Origin of the sequence: Arthrobacter oryzae (assembly GCF_030812315.1) — a bacterium.
GTDB lineage: Bacteria > Actinomycetota > Actinomycetes > Actinomycetales > Micrococcaceae > Arthrobacter > Arthrobacter oryzae_B.
In genome coordinates, this window is sequence record NZ_JAUSSM010000007.1 from 214,371 (window position 1) to 235,816 (window position 21,446).

Annotated in this window: 20 protein-coding genes and 1 pseudogene; 14 read left to right on the plus strand and 7 right to left on the minus strand. The window is 63.6% G+C overall.

Features of this window, described 5'->3' with window-relative positions; genetic code table 11:
* Positions 1–159: 159 nt before the first annotated feature.
* The 3 genes from J2S97_RS15450 to J2S97_RS15460 form a co-directional block, all read right to left on the minus strand.
* Positions 160–633, minus strand: a complete 474-nt coding sequence (locus J2S97_RS15450; RefSeq protein WP_307050828.1) for a GNAT family N-acetyltransferase — start codon at positions 631–633, stop codon at positions 160–162.
* A gap of 188 nt (positions 634–821) precedes the next feature.
* Positions 822–2,267, minus strand: a complete 1,446-nt coding sequence (locus J2S97_RS15455) for an SLC13 family permease (protein WP_307050829.1) — start codon at positions 2,265–2,267, stop codon at positions 822–824.
* An 11-nt stretch (positions 2,268–2,278) separates the two neighbouring features.
* Positions 2,279–3,394, minus strand: coding sequence for a PrpF domain-containing protein (locus J2S97_RS15460; protein ID WP_307050830.1), 1,116 nt, complete (start codon positions 3,392–3,394; stop codon positions 2,279–2,281).
* Positions 3,395–3,633: 239 nt separating this feature from the next.
* Here J2S97_RS15460 and J2S97_RS15465 point away from each other — a divergent pair, with 239 nt between their 5' ends.
* Complete coding sequence (locus J2S97_RS15465) at positions 3,634–4,572, plus strand: LysR family transcriptional regulator (RefSeq protein WP_307050928.1); 939 nt, start codon at positions 3,634–3,636, stop codon at positions 4,570–4,572.
* A gap of 138 nt (positions 4,573–4,710) precedes the next feature.
* Complete coding sequence (locus J2S97_RS15470; protein WP_307050831.1) at positions 4,711–5,016, plus strand: hypothetical protein; 306 nt, start codon at positions 4,711–4,713, stop codon at positions 5,014–5,016.
* Between the two features lie 102 nt (positions 5,017–5,118).
* Here J2S97_RS15470 and J2S97_RS15475 read toward each other — a convergent pair.
* Positions 5,119–5,757 (minus strand): annotated as a pseudogene (locus J2S97_RS15475) (LysR substrate-binding domain-containing protein); the annotation flags it as partial.
* 95 nt (positions 5,758–5,852) lie between these two features.
* On the opposite strand from J2S97_RS15475, the gene J2S97_RS15480 reads away from it, so the two are divergent.
* From J2S97_RS15480 to J2S97_RS15515, 8 genes are all read left to right on the plus strand, one after another.
* Positions 5,853–6,200 carry a CBU_0592 family membrane protein gene (locus J2S97_RS15480; protein WP_307050832.1) on the plus strand — a complete coding sequence of 116 codons (348 nt, stop codon included), beginning with the start codon at positions 5,853–5,855 and terminating at the stop codon, positions 6,198–6,200.
* 249 nt (positions 6,201–6,449) lie between these two features.
* A complete protein-coding gene (locus tag J2S97_RS15485; RefSeq protein WP_373460572.1) occupies positions 6,450–7,514 on the plus strand; it encodes a hypothetical protein in 1,065 nt (354 codons plus the stop codon).
* Positions 7,515–7,721: 207 nt separating this feature from the next.
* Positions 7,722–9,158, plus strand: coding sequence for a GH32 C-terminal domain-containing protein (locus J2S97_RS15490; protein ID WP_307050834.1), 1,437 nt, complete (start codon positions 7,722–7,724; stop codon positions 9,156–9,158).
* Between the two features lie 43 nt (positions 9,159–9,201).
* The gene (locus tag J2S97_RS15495) at positions 9,202–10,536 is read left to right on the plus strand and encodes an ABC transporter substrate-binding protein (protein WP_307050835.1); all 1,335 of its coding nucleotides are present in this window, start codon (positions 9,202–9,204) and stop codon (positions 10,534–10,536) included.
* A 43-nt stretch (positions 10,537–10,579) separates the two neighbouring features.
* Complete coding sequence (locus J2S97_RS15500) at positions 10,580–11,461, plus strand: carbohydrate ABC transporter permease (protein WP_307050836.1); 882 nt, start codon at positions 10,580–10,582, stop codon at positions 11,459–11,461.
* On the plus strand, positions 11,458–12,369 hold the full coding sequence (locus tag J2S97_RS15505; RefSeq protein WP_307050837.1) for a carbohydrate ABC transporter permease: 912 nt from the start codon (positions 11,458–11,460) through the stop codon (positions 12,367–12,369). Before J2S97_RS15500 ends, J2S97_RS15505 begins: the two co-directional genes overlap by 4 nt.
* 38 nt (positions 12,370–12,407) lie before the next feature.
* Positions 12,408–13,487: a LacI family DNA-binding transcriptional regulator gene (locus J2S97_RS15510; RefSeq protein ID WP_307050838.1), complete on the plus strand. Its 1,080-nt coding sequence runs from the start codon at positions 12,408–12,410 to the stop codon at positions 13,485–13,487.
* A gap of 132 nt (positions 13,488–13,619) precedes the next feature.
* Positions 13,620–14,441 carry a GOLPH3/VPS74 family protein gene (locus J2S97_RS15515; RefSeq protein WP_307050839.1) on the plus strand — a complete coding sequence of 274 codons (822 nt, stop codon included), beginning with the start codon at positions 13,620–13,622 and terminating at the stop codon, positions 14,439–14,441.
* A gap of 30 nt (positions 14,442–14,471) precedes the next feature.
* Here J2S97_RS15515 and J2S97_RS15520 read toward each other — a convergent pair whose 3' ends face one another.
* A complete protein-coding gene (locus J2S97_RS15520; RefSeq protein WP_307050840.1) occupies positions 14,472–15,320 on the minus strand; it encodes an HAD-IIB family hydrolase in 849 nt (282 codons plus the stop codon).
* A 336-nt stretch (positions 15,321–15,656) separates the two neighbouring features.
* Here J2S97_RS15520 and J2S97_RS15525 point away from each other — a divergent pair, with 336 nt between their 5' ends.
* Positions 15,657–17,150 (plus strand): HNH endonuclease signature motif containing protein, encoded by a 1,494-nt coding sequence (locus J2S97_RS15525; RefSeq protein ID WP_307050841.1) that lies wholly within the window; start codon positions 15,657–15,659, stop codon positions 17,148–17,150.
* A 195-nt stretch (positions 17,151–17,345) separates the two neighbouring features.
* Entirely contained in the window at positions 17,346–18,140 is a 795-nt protein-coding gene (locus J2S97_RS15530; RefSeq protein WP_307050842.1) for a hypothetical protein, read from the plus strand.
* A gap of 92 nt (positions 18,141–18,232) precedes the next feature.
* Here the strand turns inward: J2S97_RS15530 and J2S97_RS15535 are convergent, their stop codons facing one another.
* Positions 18,233–18,370, minus strand: coding sequence for a hypothetical protein (locus J2S97_RS15535; protein WP_307050843.1), 138 nt, complete (start codon positions 18,368–18,370; stop codon positions 18,233–18,235).
* Positions 18,371–18,543: 173 nt separating this feature from the next.
* Here J2S97_RS15535 and J2S97_RS15540 point away from each other — a divergent pair, with 173 nt between their 5' ends.
* The gene (locus J2S97_RS15540; RefSeq protein WP_307050844.1) at positions 18,544–19,320 is read left to right on the plus strand and encodes an alpha/beta fold hydrolase; all 777 of its coding nucleotides are present in this window, start codon (positions 18,544–18,546) and stop codon (positions 19,318–19,320) included.
* 274 nt (positions 19,321–19,594) lie between these two features.
* Positions 19,595–19,939, plus strand: a complete 345-nt coding sequence (locus J2S97_RS15545) for a DUF3846 domain-containing protein (protein ID WP_307050845.1) — start codon at positions 19,595–19,597, stop codon at positions 19,937–19,939.
* Positions 19,940–20,159: 220 nt separating this feature from the next.
* Here the strand turns inward: J2S97_RS15545 and J2S97_RS15550 are convergent, their stop codons facing one another.
* A complete protein-coding gene (locus J2S97_RS15550) occupies positions 20,160–21,161 on the minus strand; it encodes a LacI family DNA-binding transcriptional regulator (protein WP_307050846.1) in 1,002 nt (333 codons plus the stop codon).
* Positions 21,162–21,446: the final 285 nt, after the last annotated feature.

The following is a 21,446-nucleotide window of genomic DNA, read 5'->3' on the forward strand; positions in this document are numbered from 1 at the left end:
ACGACTGCGGCGATCAATGTCATCCGGTGACGGCGTTGTCCTGGCAATCCCGGACGTCTGGACACAGGCAGCCGCCGGATTTTTAGAACCGGGAAGTTCCGGAAATGCCGGCGGGATCACCTGCGGGAGTGTCGCGGGTGCTCATGCCGGGGCCCTTCCTTAGAGGCGGAGTTCCATAAAAACGCTGTTGTGATCCGGGACGTAATCGGCGAAAGGCGGGCACTCGGTGAAACCGTTGCGGGCATACAGGCGCCGCGCCGGAGCAAAGTAGTCCTCGGTGCCGGTCTCTAGGTAGACGCGCTCAAGACTGCGGTCGCGGGCGTCGTCCAGGATGTGCCGGAGCATCAGCGTGGCCACGCCCCGCCCCCGAGCCTTTGCCGTGGTGCGCATGGATTTGATCTCGCCGTGTCCGGGGGACCCGGGCGGGGAATCCAGGACCTTGAGGGCGCCGCACCCCAGCAGGCTGCCGGCCTCGCGGGCCGTCCAAAACGTGATGGACGGCGCGGACAGGGCCGAGTGGTCCAGCGCGTGGACGCTTTCGGCGGGGGAGGTGGCGAACATGTCCGCCAGGTGTTCGCTCAGGAGCTGATGGACGTCTTGGCGTGCGGGGTCATCCCGGTCAATGGAAATCACGTCTTTTAATGTATGCCAAACGGCAGGACCCTTGCCGGGTCCTGCCGTCGACGTGTGGGGTGCACGCTCCTGCGCCCGTCTTTCGGGCTACCTGTTGCGATGGAGTGCAGGGAGCGGCTCCCGTACGCCCGCCGGCATCTGCCGGCAGTCTTTGGGCCGCGGGGTTCAGCCAGCCGCGGCCGGAGAACTCACATGATGCCGGTGGGTACCAGCAGCGCCCAGGCCAGTGCCGGAGCCGCCAGCACCACGCCGCCCGCGTACATCATCAGCTGCTTGTAGACGCGCTGACGGTCGTCCTCCCGGGCGTTGGCAACCACCAGGGCGCCGTCCGTGGAGAAGGGCGAGACATCCACAACGGTGGCGGCGATGGCCAGTGCCGCAACCGTCCCGGACGCACTCAGCGAACTGGTGGCCAGCAGCGGACCCGCCAGTGGGATGAACGCGGTGAGCAGCGCCGTCGAAGACGCGAAAGCCGAGCCGACGCCGATGACGTAGCAGAGAACCAGCGCCACCAGAAGGGGAGCGCCGAGTGCCAGTGCCTGCTCGGCGAGGGTGTCGATGACGCCCACATGCTGGAGGAGGGAGACGTAGGTGATCATGCCGGCGACCAGCAGGACGGTGGACCAGGAAACGCCGCCAATGAAGGTGCGGTGTTCCTTGATGTTGACAAACGCCAGGAGAAGACCGGCGGAGAGGGCAACGAAGCCGATCGGCATGTGGAAGCCAAGCGCGCAGACGAGCATGGCGGCAATCAGCGCCAGCGTCAGGATCTGCTGGCCGTGCGGGCGGCCGATGGTGGGCGAGTCGAAGTCGGCAAGCTGGCCGCTCTCGCCATCACGCAACTTGCCCAGCAGGGCGAAGAGGACCACCGTCAGGACCGAGAGGATCAGGTTGATCGCGAAGCTGGCGGTGAACAGCGTGCCCTGGGAAATGGGGAAGCCGTTCTTGACCGCAATATCGTGCACCAGCACACCGGCGACGGACAGAGGAGAGAACCCGCCCGCGTGGGCACCGTTGATGATGAAGGCGCCCATCAGTACCGGGTGAATGCGGGACTCGTAAGCCAGGCCAATGGCAGCCGGTGCCAGCAGGGCCACTGCGGCGGGGGAGAAGGTGCCCAAGGCTGTGAGGGCTGCGGCCATCAGGAAAAACACCCAGGGCAGCAGGAGGGTTTTGCCCCTGACGAGGCGCACACAGGTCTGGACGATGATGTCGATCGTGCCGTTCCGCTGCGCCATGCTGAAGAAATAAGTGACACCAATGATGGTGATGACGATGTTGGCCGGGAAATCCGCAAGGATCTCCTTGTCCGTCATGCCCAGCATGAAATAGCCGACGCCGAAGGACGCCACCAGCCCCATCACGCCGATGTTCAGGGGCCACTTGGTGGCGACGACGAACATCACCACGAGGATGATGAGCGGAATGATCTGGACAGCGGTCATGGTCGGCTCCGGTTCCGCGGTGGGCGCCTGGTTGAAGACGCCTCCCGCCAGAACAAGGGCGACCAAACCAAGGAGGGTGATACCGACCACCGCCATCAGCAGGATACGGCGGCGGCGGGCAGGACGCCCGGAATGTTGGTCCTGAGTCTCTTCCACAGTGCCGGTGGTGCGTTGCGCAGTCTTAGTCATGGTGGTTCTCCTCATTGAGTGGCTACCGCGAGGTGGGTCTCGGCGGCGCTGCCGAGGGCCTCGGGGAGATGGATGATGGTGGTGGCCAGGGTCCGGGCCGTACGGTCGACGCCGACGAGCAGGGTTCCGTCCTGTTCCTCGGTCCAGGTCTCGATGACCCCCGCCGGGGTCCGCAGTTTCAGGGTGGCTCCCAGACTGTGGCCGGTAATGGCATGCAGCACGGTGCCCGGTGTCCGGGCTGCCAGCGTCAGGGCGATGCTGCCGGTGATAGCCAGTGCCGGGTGCGGCCGGCCCATTGAGAGCATCATGACGTTGAGGTTGCAGCCGGTGTCCGCGGGTCCCGGGGCGGAGGCAATGGCGAGCTTGGGTATCGCGCGCGCCGCCGCCGCGGTTGTGGCTGCCAGTCCCATGCGCACTGCCGCCTGCCGTCGGATCTGTTCCAACGTCTCAAGCTGCAGTTCCACACCGGGCAGCCAGCTGTCGTACCGGCCGGCATCCAGGCCAAGGTCTTCGGCCCGGACGATCACCACAGGCGCTCCGGCGTCGACCATGGAAACTGTCCAGCGGGTTCCTCCGGCGGTGATGGTGTCTGTCGTTGCACCGCTGGGAAGCAAAGCCCCGGTGGTCTTGCCGGCCGGGTCCTGGAATCCGAGCCCCACGCGGTAGCCAGGGAATGGCACGCCGGGCATCTGTGCATCGGGAACGATGGGCAGGGCGCCGGCGGGGGTGGCCACGCGCTGGACGATGATCTGGCCCGTATTGGTGTTGCGGGTGACGATCCGGGTGACGTCCCCGCTGGGGACCACCCATCCCTTTTCGATGGCGTACAGGCCCACTACCGCCGAGCAGTTCCCGCAGTTGCTGCCCCAGTCCACCGCGGCTTCTTCTATGCCCACCTGTGCAAAGGTGAAATCGACGTCGACGTCCTCCTCGGCTGGCCGGTGCAGGATCATTGCCTTGCTGGTGGTCGATGTTGCCCCGCCCACGCCGTCGATCTGCCGCGAGTCGGGGCTACCGAACACTCGGGGCAGCAATGAGTCCAGGCTCGTGCTGTCATTCAGATGTGCGGCGTCGAACACCCAGCATTTGCTGGTGCCTCCGCGCATCCACTCCGCTTCGATCTTCATTGTTCTTCCACATCTCCTCATGCCTCGGTTCCTTCAAGGGCCCTGATAAGAGATTGATCCGGATCACAAATTAAGACAATGTTCAATAATTGAAGGGGGATGTAGGATTGCTTCAATCATTGCCGTCGTATGGACAGTGCGCGATCTTTCGGAGGTTTCGGCGTGCGCTAATGGCCCAGAGCGCAGGCAATGCAGGCGCCCGTGTAGGAAATTAACCAAATCAGTGGAGGGGTGAAGTGATGCTTCACGACGACGAGCAGCATCTTTTCGATATGAGGCGCCTTGCGCTGCTGCTGGAGGTCGTGGAACAGGGATCCATCACGGCCGCCGCCGATCTGATGATGTACTCGCCCTCTGCCGTCTCGCAGCAATTGCGCAAGCTCGAACAGGAGGTGGGGCAGCCCCTGCTCAACCGCCGCTCCCGTGGTGTGGTGCCCACCGAAGCCGGCCAGGTGCTGGCAGGCCATGCGCGCCAGATCATCCGGCAAATGCGGGCTGCCCAGTCTGACCTGGACCAGATCGCCGGCCTTAAACGGGGGGCTCTGACCGTGGGTACTTTTCCCACGCTGGCAGGGTCCTTCCTGCCCATCGTCATCCGCGCCTTCAAGAAGAGGTACCCGGCCATCAGCCTCTCGCTGCGCAGCGCGCGCTTCGATGAACTGGTGGCGGACCTGCAATCAGGGGTCACCGGCCTGTGCCTGCTGTGGGACTATCCCTGGAACAGGTTCCATGACGACTCCATCCGGGTAACGGAGGTCTTTCGCGAGAGCACCGTGATCCTGGTGGCCGCCAGCCACCCGCTTGCCGACCGGGAGCAGGTGAGCATGGAAGACCTACGCAACGAATCGTGGATTGTGCGTGCGGAGGCGCACCCCGTGGTGGAAGTGCTCCAGCGCTCCGCCCACGACGCGGGCTTCAAACCGACCCTTGGATTCCTCGCCAACGACTACGGGGAAGCCCAGGCCATGGTCAGCGTCGGCATGGGAGTGGCCATGGTGCCCAAAACCGCCGTTGCCCTTCAGCACCCGGACGTCCGGGTGCTCAGCCTCGGGGACGCTGCCCCCTTGCGCCGCGTCCTGCTCGCCCAGCGCCAGGACAAGGTTTACGCACCGGCAGAGGTGGCTTTCCACTCCACGCTGCTCGAAATTGCCCGCGAACGGGCCGGCGACTACCTCTAAGCGCACAATCCGAGCGGAATGCGGCGGCTGCCTCCCGTCGTCGTCCCGTATCCCCTTCCAGGCCGCCCTTCGGCCCTACCGGGATGACGCTGGAAGGCCTATCTTTGACCTGATACAGCCCGAGGGAAAGGAACGACGATGTTCGCTTTGCAGGTCAGCTATCCGGTCCGGGACTATGAGGCTTTCAAGAAAGTGTTCGACACGGATCCTGTAGGCCGCGCTGCCTTGGGTGCCAGGTCTGTCCGCCTGTTCAGGGATGCAGACGACCCGAACAGCGTGACCGTGCTCCTCGACTTCGACACCAAGGATGCTGCGAACGTCTTTCTGGAACGACTCCGTAGCGACGTGTGGGACAAGCCGGAGGTGATAGGGCAGCTGATGACCGCAGCGCCCACAGCCAGGATCCTGGAGGAGACGGCCCGCGAGGGCCAGGGCGCGGGCTGACCGCTGAGAATCCGGCGGGAGGTCACGCCGTCGTCCGTTCATTCCCGAACGCGCGTGTTCGGCCGGGTACCCGCCGTCGTCCGTTCCTGCGGGTGTAGCCGGTCAGGATGTGGACCGCGTGTCGAACGCCGCCGCCGATTCCCGGAGCAGGCGCGCGACTGTGTCCACGGGCATGCTGGCTGCCCGCCGCCCGTCGAACCGTCGCAGGACGATGCGCCGCGTGCCCAGTCCAGGGACGTCCAGGACGTCCACCCCGTCATGGCTGACGCCGCTCAACGCCAAGGTGGGTACGATGGCGACACCCTCGCCCGCCGCGACGAGTGCCAGTGCGGTCAGCGTTTCGTGATACCGATGCACCGTCTCCATCTGGGCACCCGCGGACTGACGGAGCCGACCGAGCACCGCAGCGTTGGCTGCGGAGGAGTCGACGCCTAGCCAGGGAAGTGGCAGATTCCCAAGGTCGATGTTCTCTGTAGTGAGCAGGGCACCCGCGGGAACCACCAGTTTCCAGGGCTCGTCCAGTAGGGGCTCCTCGATCATTCCGGCGGAAAGTGCTTGTTGGACGGTCGTCGTCGAATCGAGCTCGACCACAACGGAGTCGAGCGCGCGCTGCCGGAGCAGGCGCAGCAAGGCAGGGAAGTCGTCTTCAATCAGCCGGATCTGCAATTGGGGGTACCGGATGCGCCACTCGGGCAGACGCGGGATCACCACCGTGCGGACAAAACTGGTGAATCCGCCCACTACACGCATTAGGCAATCGCCACTTCTAAACACATAGCCCGCATCTCCACTCCGCCCAGCGGATGGCAGCCGGGCATCACCCCTGAAAGGACATCATGGAACTGCTGTTTGAAATTTCCGGCTGGGCAGGCGCGGTGGCGATACTCAGCGCGTTCCTGGCTGTGTCCATGGGGTGGATGAAGGCTGGCAAGGGCTTCCAGGCCGCGAATCTGCTGGGTGCCTGTGCCTTCATTATCAATGGCGCCTTCCACGAAGCATGGCCGTCCGTGGTCACGAATATTGCCTGGTTCCTCATTTCCGCAGTGGCGCTTCTTCGCATGCGGTCCACACGGGATTCGCCGTCAGCCGCTGCTGAGGCCCCGCCGGTGCAGTTCCCTGGCGTCCCTCACACCACCGGCCAACTGGCCATCGTTGAAGCGCCTCGAGCAGCCAGCTTTACTTAAGCCGACGACGGCGGGTAAGGCCGACGACGGCGGGACGTCCCGCCGTCGTCCGCTCACCTAGCCGGGCTCCCCGGTAGGCTCCGGTCGGCCGCGGCCCACGGATCCAAACGATCCCTTCCGTTCACCGTCCCGAAACCGTTAGGGCCATACCCGTTCTTCCGCAGAAGGAAGTCTTTTCACACACCGGCCCGGCGACCCATCGCCCGGTCAACGAATCGACCCAGCTGCACCAAGGAGAACCCTGTGTTCCTGAAAACAAAGACCTTGAAAACAACGACGGCGGCAGCCGTCCTGGCGTTCGGCCTCCTTGCGTCCCAGCCCGCCAATGCAGCCAACAACACCTCCGACAGCGCCTCCAACAGCGTCCCCAACAACGATGCGTTCACCTTTGGCGTCATCGGCGACATCCCCTACGGCGACGCCGAAATCGCCAAGTTCCCGTCCCGCATCCAGGACATCAACGCCGACAGCGCGCTGAACTTCGTCACCCACGTGGGCGACATCAAGAACGGCTCCTCGGTCTGCTCGGACGAGTACTTCGCCAACATCCGGTCACAGTTCGACACCTTCGAGCACCCGCTTGTCTTCACCCCGGGCGACAACGAGTGGGTGGACTGCCACCGCACCAACAACGGCGCCTACAACCCGCTGGAACGGCTGGACAAGCTGCGGGAAGTTTTCTTCGACGAGCCCGGCCAGACCCTGAGCGCCACCATGCCGGTCAAGACCCAGGAGAACCTTGGGCTTCCGGAAAATGTCCGTTTCACCCAGAACCGCGTGGCCTTCTCCGTGGTGAACATTCAGGGCAGCAACAACTCGCTGCTTCCGTGGAGCGGCCTGGGCGAAACCACTCCCACGCCCGAGCAGCTGGCCGAAGTTGAGCACCGGACGGATGCCGTCCTGGACCAGATACGCGCCACGTTCACTGACGCCGAGCGCCGCAACGACCGCGCCGTGGTGCTGATGACGCAGGCCGACATGTTCGATCCGTCGCTGCTCGCCGCGGCTACTGCCAGCCCGGAAACGGTCTCCGGGTTCCGTGAGATCGTTGGGGCCATCATTGAAGAGACCAACCGCTTTGACCGCCCGGTCTATCTCATCAACGGCGACAGCCACGTCTTTGCCGAGAACCAGCCGCTCGCAGCCGGATCGCCGTGGCTGGCGATCTACGGCCAGCCCGCCGCGGATGACCTGCAGCGCATCACCGTGGACGGATCCGCCAACGCCACCAACTACGTCAGGTTCACGGTGGCCGGCAACAGCAGCGACCGCGGAAGTGTCCTGAGCTGGGAGAAGATCCCCTTCAGCCAGTAGGCACAGCCGGAAGCGGACGACGGCGGGATACCCCCGCCGTCGTCCGCTTTTCTGTTATGGGGCTGCTGGAGCCTACCGGCAGCTCGGTCCCCGCTTCGGGCTCCACAAAAGCTTAAGAATCCATTTTGCTAAAACGCTTGATCAAACTTTGGATAAGCGTTAGATTACAGGTGATCAAACGCTTTAGCAGAATGGACGTCAGTGCCGATGAATCGCTCAGCTTTCTTCAAGCCCGCCGACGGTTGGGTTGGAGACCTCATCCCCTTCGAGAAGGACGGGGAGTTCTGGCTCTTCTACCTTCACGAGGTCCGCGCAGACCCGAAGCCGGGAACCTCGTGGAACCTTGTCACCACCAAAGACCTCACGCAGTTTGAGGACCAAGGCGTTTCCCTCAAGCACGGAAGTGAAACGGACCTGGATTTCAACGCCTACACGGGCAGCGTCGTCGTCGATGAAACCGGCATCCACCACCTGTTCTACACGGGCCAAAACCCGCGCAACCTCGGACCGGACGGTGCGCCCCTTCAGCTCGTCATGCACGCCACGAGCACAGACGGCATGCTGACCTGGGTGAAGCATCCGGAACTCACCTTCGGCGCGCCGGATGGATACGAGTCCGGCGACTGGCGGGATCCGTTCGTCTTCCGGGACGAGGCCGCGGGCCAGTGGCGGATGCTGCTGGCGGCCCGGCACTCCACCGGGCCGGAACGTCGGCGCGGTGTCATAGCCCAGTGCGTCTCCAGCGACTTGGTGACCTGGCAGCACACCGAACCGTTCTGGGACCCGCGGCGCTACATCACCCATGAATGCCCGGACGTCTTCTCTTGGGGCGACTGGTGGTACATGGTCTACTCGGAGTTCTCCGAATCCTTCACGACCCGGTACCGCATGGCCAAGAGCCCCGACGGCCCCTGGAGCGTACCGACCTTCGACAGCATCGACGGCCGCGCCTTCTACGCATCCAAGACCGCCGAACGCGACGGGCGCCGCTTTTTTTTCGGCTGGATCGCCAGCAAAGAAGGCAACACCGACGACGGGCCCTGGCAGTGGGCGGGCACGATGTCCGTCCTGGAAGCCCGGCAAAACGCCGACGGAACCCTGGGATTCGCCTTGGCCGACGAACTTGTTGACAGCTTCTGGGAGGACGTCCCGGTGTCCCTGACAAACGAGCTGCCGACACGACTGGAAGCATTAGACGGGTACAGCGCCATCGTCTCCGACGAAGAACTGCCCAGCCAGTTCTATGCCACGGCAGTACTCGACATCGGCCCCAACACCACCGACTGCGGGCTGTTGTTGCGCTCAAGCCAGGACGGGGACCAGTCCTACGTCCTGCGCCTCGAACCGAAGCGCGGCCGCATGGTGTTCGACCGGTGGCCGCGGAAAGTCACCGGTGATGCGCAATGGCATGTCTCCGGGGACATTCCGTTCGACATCGAACTGGAACGCCCCTGCGACCTGGCTCCCGGAGAGCACACCCTCGAACTCGTCGTTGACGGGGACCTGTGCGTCGCCGTTTTGGATCAGCAGGTCGCGCTCAGCACCAGGATCTACGACCTGCCGGCGGGGCGGATTGGCGTCTTCGCCGGGGAGGGGTCCGCAACTCTCACCGAACTTCAGATACGCAAGCGCACAGACACCTAAACACCCACACCACTTTCGGCTCGAATCAAAGGAGATTTATCCCATGAAGAAGCTATTCCGAACAGCCGCCGTGGCAGCGGCCGCAGCCCTCGCCCTCGCCGGATGCGGCAGCGGAGGAGCCAGTGACCCTTCCAACGTCAGTCCCACAGGGGAGGTCAAGGCCCGTGAGATTTCGTGGCTGCTGTCCCGGCCGGCAGACGGGGCGGTCATCAACATCATGAAGAAACTCGCCGATGACTACGCCAAGGACCACCCGGGCTTCTCGCTCAACCTGATCACCACCCCGGACAGGCCCTCCTACATCCAGAAGCTTGAGACCCTGGCCGCCGCGAACAAGCTTCCCGAGCTCTTCGACACCGACGCCACACCCTTCGCCCAGCAGCTGGCCAAACAGGGCAAGATGGTCGACGCCGAAAAGCTGCTCAAGTCCCTTGACGTCTACGACGACTACCGGCCCAGCGCACTGGACTACCAGCGGTTCGACGACGGATCACTGCATATGATTCCGTTCCAGTTCGAGCTGGAGTTCGTTTGGTACAACAAGGCCCTGCTGCAGAAGGCCGGAGTGTCCGTTCCGAAATCCCTCGACGACCTCCCCGCCATGTGCACCGCCCTGCGCAATGCCGGCATCACCCCAATCGCCATCGACGGTCAGGACCAATGGCCTCTGGAACGCTACGTCGCCTACCAGCCGTTCCGCGATGCCGGGCCGGATTTCATACAGAAGCTCAAAAAGGGCGAAGCGAAGTTCTCTGACCCCGCCGGCAAGAAGACCGTCGAATGGCTGGCTTCGCTCGGGAAGGCCAAGTGCTTCCAGGACGGATTCTCCTCACAGGGCTACTCCGACGCCCAGAACCAGTTCACCTCCGGGCAGGCAGCGATGTACAACATCGGCACTTGGGAACTGCCCAGCCTGGCAACAGACAAGCTGAACCCAACAGTGCGAGATGATATCGACTTCTTCACCCTCCCGACCACTGAAGGATCCGTCACTGCAGCCAACGAATTCGTCTCCCCGTCCGGTATCGGCATGGCAGTCAACGCCAAGACTTACGACCCGCTCGTGAGCGACTTCCTGAAGTTCGCGCTGGAGAAGTACCCGTCCGAATACGCAGCCACCGGTGCGCTTTCGCCGACTACAAACGTAGAGACAGCGGTACCGGCCAACGCCACCCCTCTGTACAAGAAGGCCCTGGAAATGGCCAACGACCTCGGGGACGAACAGGCCATGCCGTGGGACACCCAGCTCGACCCCACAACCAACGGCAGGCTGCAGCAGGAGCTCGTACTCCTGGTCCAGGGCAACATCACGCCCGAACAGTTCACCAGCACGATGGACAGCACCATCGCGCAGAACGCCCCGAAGTTCTTCAAGTAATCACAGCGGTGGGGGCTACGGCCCCCACCCGAAAGGCCTAGCCATGCTTCCCAATAGGTCACGACTCTCTGTCCTGGTCTTCCTGCTCCCACCCCTGCTGCTTTACGGCGTCGCGGTGCTGTTCCCCATCATGCAGTCGCTGTTCCTTAGCTTTTTCTCGTGGAACGGCATCAGCGACATGGAATTCGTGGGGCTCGCCAACTATGTGCGGATGCTCACCGGAGACGACATCTTCTGGCGCTCCTTCTTCAACGCCCTCGGTTATCTCGCAATCTGCCTGGTCCTGCAGTTGGGCGGCGCCCTGCTCGTGGCCAGCCTCCTCACCTCCATGCGCCGCGGCCGCGAGCTCATCAAAACTCTCTACCTTCTGCCGGCGGTGATCTCAACCGTGGCCATCGCGTTCCTGTTCGTGCGCATCTATTCGATCGAACCGGTCGGCCTTCTCAACCAGCTCCTGCACTGGATCGGGCTTGGCGCCCTTGAACGTCCCTGGCTCTCGGACATCCATACCGTTCTCGCCGCAGTATCGGCGCCCGAGGGCTGGCGCTTCACCGGCCTTTACATGCTCATCATCTACGCGGCGTTGCTGTCCGTTCCGCAGGAACTTGAGGAAGCCGCCCGCCTCGACGGCGCGTCGCGGTGGCAACTGTTCACCAAGATCCGCTTCCCGCACATCATGCCCGTCTGGATCACCACCACGATCATGGCAACAACCTACGGCCTGCGTGGATTCGACATCCCGTACCTGATGACGAACGGCGGTCCCGGACAGTCCTCGGAGTTGCTGACCACGTATATGTACAAGACGGCATTCACGAGCACCGACTTCGGCTACGCCAGCACCATCGCCGTGTTTATCGTCGTCGAGTGCCTGGTCGCCGTAGGACTCATCCTCTTCATGCTCAAACGAAAGGCGGACGCATGACCGCGCCAGCAGCTCCGGTTACCAGAGCCATCACAGCCCCAGCCCCAGCAGACAGCCAGCCGCCGCTCCGCAGACGACGCAAGCCCAGCCTCCACGGCACGCTGTCAAAGGTGATCATCGCCCTCATCGTCATCGTGCAGGTCTACCCTCTGGCCTGGCTGTTCATCACCAGCCTGCGCACCGAACACGACTTCGCCACCGGCGACCCCTTCGCACTGCCCACCTCGCTCACCTGGGAGAACTACGCCCGCGCCTTCGAGACCGGCAACCTCGGAATGAACATCCTCAACAGTTTCATCGTCACGATGGGCGCGAACTTCCTGATCGTGCTCCTGGGAATGATGGCCGCCTACGCGCTCCAGGTCCTGGGCTTCCGGTTCAGCAAGTTCGTCCGGGGACTCTTCCTGATCGGTATCATCGTGCCCGTGCAGATCGCGCTCGTGCCGCTCTTCATCGACTACGCCTCGATCAACCTGCTCGACACCTACCCGTCGATGATCATCCCACTGGCCGGCTTCGCCCTTCCAATGTCGATCTACCTCTTTTGCTCCTTCTTTGAGTACATCCCGCGGGAAACGTATGAGGCGGCCTCTCTTGACGGCGCAGGACCGTACCGAATCTTCGGACTTATCACCCTCCCCCTTTCGGTAAATACTGTGGTGACAGTCGTCCTGGTCAACAGCATCTTCATCTGGAACGACTTCATCTTCGCCAACACCTTCGTCCTCTCCGAGGGGCTGAAGACCATCCCGCTGGGCCTGCAGAACTACATCGGGGCTATGGGCAAGACCGACTGGACGGCCACGTTTGCCGCCGTCTGCGTCACTATCACGCCGCTGCTGCTGGTCTTCCTCGTGCTGAACAAGGCAATGATCCAAGGCTTGGAGAGCGGGGCGAGCAAAGGATGACGGCAGGAACAGACGGATATACTCCTGACGGAGGGCACATGATTTCGCAGGAGAATAATTCAGTCACGCCACTGGGGGCGGCTGCCCCGCTGGAACGTCCCCGACGCCCTCAACCCGTCACCCTCCGGCAAGTTGCCGAGGCCGCCGGTGTCTCCACTGCCACCGTTTCTCTGGTCGTGAACAAGAAGAAGGCCGCACGGATTTCCGAGGAGACCCGCAAACGGGTGCGGGACGCGATCCGGGACCTGGGCTACCGGCCAAATGCCATGGCGCAAACCCTGGTCAGCGGCAGTTCCCGGTTCATCGGGCTCGTCGCCGATGCCATCGCCACAACCCCTTTTGCCGGCCAGATCATCCACGGCGCCCAGGATGAGGCCTGGAAGCACGGCTACGCCCTTCTCATCGCCAACACCGAAGGCAACCGCGAGCTTGAGACGGACGCGATTGCGATGATGCTCGAGTACAAGGTCCGCGGCATCCTTTACTCGACCTGGTTCCACCGGGCCACGAACGTGCCGGCACCTCTGCGGGAATCAGACTTCGTCCTCGTCAACTGCTTTTCTGCGGAACCCGGCGCCCGGGCTGTCGTCCCGGATGAAATACAAGGCGGACGTTCAGCCACCGAAATCCTGCTGAAGCACGGCCACCGCCGGATAGCCTTCATCAATGCCACCATCCCGGCCCCGGCAAAGGACGGACGCCTCCAGGGTTACAAGGAAGCGCTGGAAGCCGAAGGCATCCCGTTCGACAGCAATCTGGTCCTGGAAGCCTTTCCAGACCAGGAAGGCGGGTATGGAGCGACCGAGGAACTCCTTAAACGCGACGCCACTGCCGTGTACTGCTACAACGACCGAATGGCGATGGGGCTATACGACGGGCTCCGTGAGCATGGGCTCGCCATACCAGACGACATAGCAGTGGTGGGATTCGACAACCAGGAAGTCATCGCCGCCCACCTCCGGCCCCCACTTTCCACCGTATCTCTACCCCACTACGAACTGGGCGCAGCGGGGGTGAGAATGCTCCTGGGGCTTGAAGAAGCACAGGCCACTGCACCCACAAAGATCCACTGTCCTACTGTGGAACGGAACTCGGTACGGGCACTTGCCCCCGCCTAACCACCATCCCCAGACCTCACGTCCGAAGGCGGCTGGTCGCCCTTTTAGGTTCTGCTGCGTTCTCCAGCGGGAACTCAGCGGCGCTTGTAAATCCTCATTGTGGTGGCTGCCCAACTGCGCCACCATGATGCTATGGATGCTGAAACACCGAATGCGGCGGAGTTGAGCCTTCCGCAGGCTTTCCTCCTTCTGGCGACGAATGACAATAACGGCAAACCTGAAGTGCCCGTGTTCGCACTCAGGACCACGGTGGCAGGGGCAATTTTGGCCGAGCTGGACCTGATCGGCGCGATCGGGCTGCAGGGAAAGCACATCACGGCTACCGGCGACGCCCCGCAAACGGACTTCCAGCACGAGCTGGAGCTCATCCGGGGCAAATCCCGGCCCCATACTCCCAAGGCGTGGGTCTCCATCCTGGAGGGCCGCGCCGAAGTGCTGCGTGTCTACGAGGGAATGGTGTCGCTCGGCATCGTGGAACATGTCGGCGAGAAGCACCTGGGCCGGGTCCGGGCCGTGCGGTACCCGGAGAAGGACCACGCTCCGGAAGCTGCGCTCCTGAAAAAGATCCAGGCCACACTCGGCATTGCGCTGTCCGATCCCGAGGCGGCTGCTTCCACGGTGACCGAGGCCGGGGAGTCGGATGGGAGGTGGACTGATGTCGGGGCGTTTGATGTCGAAGCATCTGATGCCGGGACGCCTGATGCCGGGACGCCTGATTCCGCGAAGCCGGATTCCACGAAGCCCGGTGCCGCGAAGCCTGACGCCAAGACGCCTGATGCCAGGACCACAGCGTTGATCGCCCTGCTCCAGGCGGCCGGGCTGCTCGGCAAGCTCTTCCCTGCAGCGGATCTAACCCGGGCAAGTGAGCTGGCGAAATACTACTGGCCGACCCGTGCCGTGGAGGACGAGCTTCGTCTGATCAGGCTGGCGGAGGAAGAAGCCGCAACCTTGTGACGCAGCCTTAATGACTCTAATCAGGCCGGATCAGATGAGGCCGAGCTCGGCGAAGGCGGCAACGAGCCCTTCCTGGCGGGGAGGAGCGGCCGTGCGGTCGGCAAGCGCCACCAGCTCCGGGAGCGATCCTTCTATGGCGATGCCGACACCTGCGTAGGCGATCATCTCCAGGTCGTTGGCACCGTCGCCCACCGCGATCGTGTCCGCTTGGGCGATGCCCAGATGGGCGGCGACGGCCGCGACGCCGTCGGCCTTGCTGATTCCGCGCTGGTACAGTTCCCCCGCGTGCCGGCCCTCGTCTGCCACCGAATTGGCGACCACTGCAATGGCCCCGCCGATTTCCCCGACCAAGCTCTCCATTGCAACGGGGGAGTCAAACACGGAGACCTTGGCGAACGGCACGTCGGCACGGTTGGAGGTGGTGCGCACCGCCCGGAGGATGTCGGACGAACCGACCGGGCCTTCGGGTGCCTGCTCGAAATGGGCGTCAAGGATGGCCCGCAAGCGTTCCAGCGCCGCAGGTGGTACGTGCGATGCCTCTTGCGCTTCCAGGACATATACGGCGTCGTGCGCGTCGAGCGTCCGGACCGTCCTGGCCGCAAGGTCGGGCGGAAAGCGCCGGTCCACGAGGACCGTCCCGCCCACCTCGGCGTAGGCGCCGGCGCTGGCCACGAGGCCGTCGAAACCCGCGGCGAGGATGCTCGGGGGCAACATTGACACCGGGCGCCCCGTGCACAGGAAGACCCGGTGTCCGGCCTTCCGCGCCGCCTGTACAGCGCGCACATGGCCTTCGGGTACGACGCCGTAGTCCGCGTAGGTGCCGTCCACGTCAAGGAAGACAGCCCGGACAGTTCCAGTGGTGCTCGGCGTTGCGCTCATGCTCCCGGATCATACCCATCCGCAACATCCCGACCTAACGGGTACCTCATCACGACGCGTCTGCGCCCAGGCGACCGAAGGCTGGTGAGTCGGACGACGGCGGGACGTGCCGCCGTCGCCCGCCACTGCTTCATGGACGCCTTTGGCCCCGCAGTGGAAGGGGACACCTGGATCAGGGTCCGGGGCTGGGCCCTTATTCTGTCCACAGCCATGCTGAGCAACTCCGGCGAGCATCCGCGGATGTTTTTCGCCGTGGGAGATCCGGCAGATCCTGGAAGGCTGACTTTGCAACTCTGATGCCGGCTTAATGTCAGTGCCTGCTGACATGCTGTGGGTATGGACATGAGAGCGGTCGCGGAGACGTTGGAGGCTATGGAGGCCTTCCTTGTTTCCTTGTCTGTTTTTGCCGGCCGCGCGGCCGGGAACGTGGCCGCGGCCGGCCCTGATCCGGTTCAGGACGAAGCGGACGCGTGCTTGGACGGTATGGCTGCGGCGGCCCGGGTGGAAGCCGGAATGGCCGCGCTGAAAGTGCACTTCGCCGACGGATACGCCAACGCTGCCGCAGCCCTGGCGGGCCCGGCCGTTTCCCCGCAGGAGCGCACCGCCCAGGTGATGGCGGTGACAGCGGAGGTGGCCTGCGCCCTGACTGTGAGTGAAAGATCGGCAGCGGCGTTGTTGGCGGATTCAGCCACCCTGACCACCGGGTTGCCCCTGACGCTGTCTGCGCTGCGGTCAGGGAGTATTTCGTGGCAGCACGCGCGGGTGATGTGTGATGAAACAGCCGGCCTTGACCCCGCGGCGGCAGCTGCCTTGGAGGCTCATTTCCTGGATCCCGAGGCTCCCTTTGCTGCGCGTGGCTGCCCGGCGGGACAGCTGGTGCCGGGCAGGTTCCGTGCCAAGGCGCGCAGCTGGCGTGAGCGGCACCATCCTGTAAGCATCGAAGCGCGCCACCGTAAGGGTGTGGAGGACCGCCGGCTGGAGTTTGTCCCGGACCGGGACGGCATGGCCTGGCTCTCGGCCTACGTGACCGCAGATCTGGCGGCGGCAGTTTGGTCCCGTGCCACGGAAGCGGCGCGTGCCCTACAGGGGCCGACCGAATCCCGGACCCTGACCCAGCTCCGTGCGGATGTCGCCGCTGACTGGTTGCTGGTGGGGGAGGCGGCCGGAACCCCGTCTCCCAAGGCACAGGTCTTGTTGACCGTTCCGGTGTTGTCGCTCCTGGGCGCCGTAACGGAACCGGCCACACTGGACGGGTATGGTCCCGTTCCACCGAGCATGGCCCGCCGGCTTGTCGCGGATGGTGCCGGATCGTTCCTGCGCGTGCTGACAGATCCGCGCAGCGGAGCGCCGCTGGAGATCGGACGCACCAGCTACCGCGTTCCGAAGACGATGCGCCAATGGTTGCGGCTCCGGGATGGCCGGTGCCCTTTTCCCGGCTGCAACAACCACTCCTTGGACAATGAAGCGGACCATCTGCTGGCTTGGTCCGAGGGAGGCGGCACCGGCATCACCAACCTGGGCCAGCCATGCCGGAGGCACCACCGGCTCAAACACACCACGGCGTGGAGACCGGTTAACGCCACCCGGGACCATCCACCCGGCTGGATCTCCCCCGCGGGACGCTCCTATCCCAGCGAACAACAGGACTGGGAACCACCACACTTGCCGTACCACCCCGGCCACGCGGGCGAAGACCCGGAGTGGGAACCGCCCGACTGGCCGGACGGACTTGCCCCGGGCGTACCTGCCGGTGCCCCCGGTCCGGGCGAGGCCGGACCGCCACTACCGGTCGATCCCTTGCCGGACTGGGCGCTATCCATCGCGGCGTAGGGACCGACCCGGCACAGTCCTGCCCTGTACGGTCCTGCCCTGTACGGTCCTGCCCGGTACAGTCCTGCCCTGTGGCCGCTTCCCGATCGCTGGCCGGTCACGCCGTCAGGCAACCGCGGGTTGCGAATGCCGGGGACGGCCCGCAGCGGACCTTATACTCAAAAGTCCAATCCGGAGGGCCTTATCGGGGGAGACATGGACGACGGGACTAATGTGCCTGCACAGGAAACGCACGGACTACCGCCGGTGTACCTGGAAGTGCCGCACCAATCCGGTTTGCAGGGTGCTGCGGCATCAAAACTCCTGAACACCGGGCTCACTGCGGCTGAAGCTCGCATCGTCTCCGAACCAGCCCCCGTCCAGTACGCCACCACATCACAGAAACGCACCCGGGATATCTTGGGTGTTACGTGGATCCTGGCGTGCATTGCCGCAGGCGCCATGCTCGGCGTCTACGAAGACGCAACGGACGGACCCTACCAAGGGGAAGCGGACTGGGCGCTTGTGGTGCTCGGAATCATCGCGCCGTTCGCTCTCGTCTTCAGCTTCTACCCGCATTGGCAGGGATGGCGGCACAAGAAGCGGCACAAGGCGTGGCTTGCCCGATTCATCGCGTCATGGCCGCTGCGCGAAAAGCTGGCCAGCGTGGAGAGCATCCCCGACGTGTGGCAGCGCATCTCTGTGGGCACCATGGCTGACACGCTGGCGGCAGATCGCGAGGCCATACTGCTGCAGGGCGCCGGCGCATCCGGGGTGGTTCCCGCGCGGCTGCTAGCCGACGCCCTTACCGCAGTGGGCACCTATGCCCGGGCCGCTACCCAGGATCCGGACTTACAGGAGTCGGCCCAGCAGGCTGTTGACCGGTTTAGCGAGCTGGCCGGACGACGGCGGGAGCACCCCCCGCTGTCAGACCCGCCGTCAGTCCCCGGTCAACAGCTGCGGCGGCGTCGTAACGGACCCTTCAACGACGTCGGCCGCCTGCCGGAATAGCTGTGGACCCGGATTTATGGACATTACCCAAGCCAAACGCCAACGGACGACGGCAGGAAGTCCCGCCGTCGTCCGCTACCTGCTTGAGATGGTTAGGGTATTTCCGGCATGCTCTTCAACCGCGTAGTGCTGGCGAAGCTCCACATGGCGTGGTCGAGTTCATTCTGCTTTACGCCGAGCGTCTCGGCAGCCTCCTTGACCAAGGCTCCCGCGAATTCAGACAGTGCCAAATTGGCGAAAGCGGCCTAATGGGCGCGAAAGGTGCTGGCAGTCCCAGCTTGCGGCCCAAGCCTCGGACCGCTGATGCAGGCCACCGTCCCACAGCCCTTCGCCTGGTGACTCGTGAGACGCCGCCAGGTGCTGCACCACAGCCGCCTGTCCGCCGGAAAGATAGAGTGTCACGGTGAAGATTGCCTTGGCTCCAGACGGCGCCGCGCTCGCGTGGACCGAAAAGGGGCACGGGGAGCCGTTGCTCCTGATCGCCGGTCAAGCAACGGCTCTGGACGGCTGGGGGCCGACCGCGGAGGCACTGGCCGACCATTTCCGTGTCATCCGCTTTGACCACCGGGGGATTGGCGGGAGCAGCAATGGCGACGCCGACCGCTACACCACGAGGCTCCTGGCAGCCGATGCGGCCGCTGTCCTAGAGGCCGCCCGCGCTGACAGTGCCCACGTGTACGGCCACTCCATGGGTGGGAGAATCGCGCAGTGGCTGGCCATTGATTATCCGCAGAGTGTTCGCGCGCTCATCCTCGCCGCTACGAGCGGAGGCAAACTAGCCGGGGCAGGGCCCACCAGGGACGCCATGGAAGCCCTCGTCAGCGGCGTACCGGCACGCCTGGAGCCGTTGTTCTTTAATCCGGAATGGGCGGCGAAGCACCCCGACGCAGTACGTACATTCTTTAACTCGCGGGCATCGGCCTGGGCCAAGGCCCGCCATTTCCGTGCCAGCCGGGAGCACGACGCGTGGAGCCGGCTCGGCTCCATCCAAGCCCCGACCCTCATTCTGCACGGCACCGACGATGCGCTGACACCCCTGCCCAACGCCGTCCGGTTGCACCAGCACATACGCCGTTCCACGCTGGTCAAGGTCCCCGGCGCCGGGCATGGCCTCCATCTGGACCGTCCGGAAACCCTCCGGTGGATCCGGCAGTTCATCGCGGCCAAGGCTCCACGCTAAACCGAAAGCGGCCGACGGCGGGACCTCCCGCCGTCGGTCGCTTTCCGCCGATTTGTGGTGTTTTCCGGAAACTGGCATAAAAAATATAAGTGTGTATGGTATCGGGTAAGTACAAAGAACAGAAAGGTGTGATTCCATTGTCAGGAAAATCGCCCAGGAGCGTCAGCGCCAAAAAGGCAGGGAAATCTATTCTCGAAAAACGTGCTGACAAAAAGGCAAAAAACGAGACTAGTGACATTCAGTTCGTAAAGCCGCGCAAAAGCCAGCGCTAACCATGAACACCATTTACAACGCCCTGATCGTGCCGGCCCGACTCGCCCAGCGGGTGCGCATCGAAACCGTGGACACGGGCACGGCGGCACTCCAGAGCCTGGTTGCGGGAAACATTGAATCCATCGCAGGCACGGACTGGCATGTCTACCTGAACGACGGGGGAAACCGCATGCCTCCGAACGTCAGGGCAGAAGTGCTCATCCGAGAAGCAGGCGTCAATCTCGAGGACGCTTTCAATGGAACGGCGGTTTTCCTAGGCCATGGGAAGTGCGGTGATGAATTAGACGCCCCGCGCCATCTAATTCGCCTTGCCGAGAATCTTTTTGATTTGCCGCTGGCAGCTTGATAGACAAAAGTGTCGTAAATCATAAGACAGCAGGCTGGTGGAATCTCCGCGCGCTGGGAGAGGCGATGTCCCTCTTCGGATTGGGATATGTGCATGGTATAGAAGTTATATCTGGACGATGAATTGCGCAGAGTGAGAATCCCAATTGGGAGATGGCATATACCGTTGAGGATGGCCGGAAGGCTGCCTGAGGCCTAGCCGTGGCGGCAAGGCCGTGCCGCTAAGGCCGTGCGATGCGTGCCGTCGACTCGCGAATCACGAGCTCGGGCTCGACGACGTAGTGCTGGGCGCGTTCTCCCGTGAGGATCTGATGGTGGAGCATCTTGAAGGTTGCGATGCCCAGAGCCTGGAAATCGAGCCGCATGGTAGTCAACGGAGGCGAGAAGTAGGCCGATGCAGGCATGTCGTCAACCCCAACAATTGAGTAGTCCCGGGGTGCCCGCTTGCCGCGCCTTTCCAAGGCGCTCATGAAGCCGAGAGCAATCTCGTCGTTGCTTGCAAAAACAGCCGTGAACGTGGCCGGATCCGCCAACTCGCCAGCGCGATATCCCGAAACCGAGGACCAGTCGCTTGCCACATCGAGCACTTGGGGTCCAAGGCCGGCGCTCTGCATGGCGTCGCGATAGCCGCGCTCACGCTCGCCGGCTTCATTTCGGGTCGAAGGGCCGGCCACATGGAGGATGTCGCGGTGTCCCAATTCGATGAGGTGATGGGTCGCCTCCCATCCGGCAGCGTGGGAGTGTGTGCCCGCGGAGCCTTCGTCCGCCGACGGAAGCTCGGAAACCGTGATTAAGGGCGTTGACTGGTCCCAATCGGTGAGCAGTTTGCCGACGCCCGGGAGCGGTGTAGAAACAACAACCCCGTCAACCTGTACGGATTTGAAGTGGGCGAGTGCCCGTCTCGCCTCGGCTTCCCAGTTCTTTGCTTCGAAGTCGAGATTAAGCGCAGCGATAGTGAGCGTGACATCGGCCTCGCGCGCCGCAAATCCCAATCCGGTAAGTACGCCAGCGCTCCCGTAGTTGAAGGCCCCCATAGTCAAGACGCCGACGGAATTCGTCCTGCTTGTACGAAGCGTGCGGGCGGATTGGTTTGGTACGTACCCCAGTTCATCGATCGCTGCGGTGATCCGCTCGCGCGTCTCGGCCCGCACATAGCCCACACCGGTGAAGTAGCGCGAAACCGTCTGAGTTGAGACGTTGGCCAGTCTGCCGACATCAGCCATGCTCGGCCTAGGCGCGGTCCGTGCTTTTGCCACCCGTTCTCCTCCTCCAGAGCTACTGCTCATCAAAAGTTTACGATCACCCACCAATGAGTGGCGCTCGCGCCGGCATGGTCGAAATCGCCGTTGGGTCTGCGCTGGCGCCCAGGACTTCCGGAAATGACTCTTTTCATTAATAATTGGTCAACCGGTTGACGTGAGTTATCGTAAACCCACATACTCGTTGTGGGTCAGGTCACATAGGCGGCGTTCCCAGCAGGGTTCGCCGAGATATCCGTGACCAAGCAC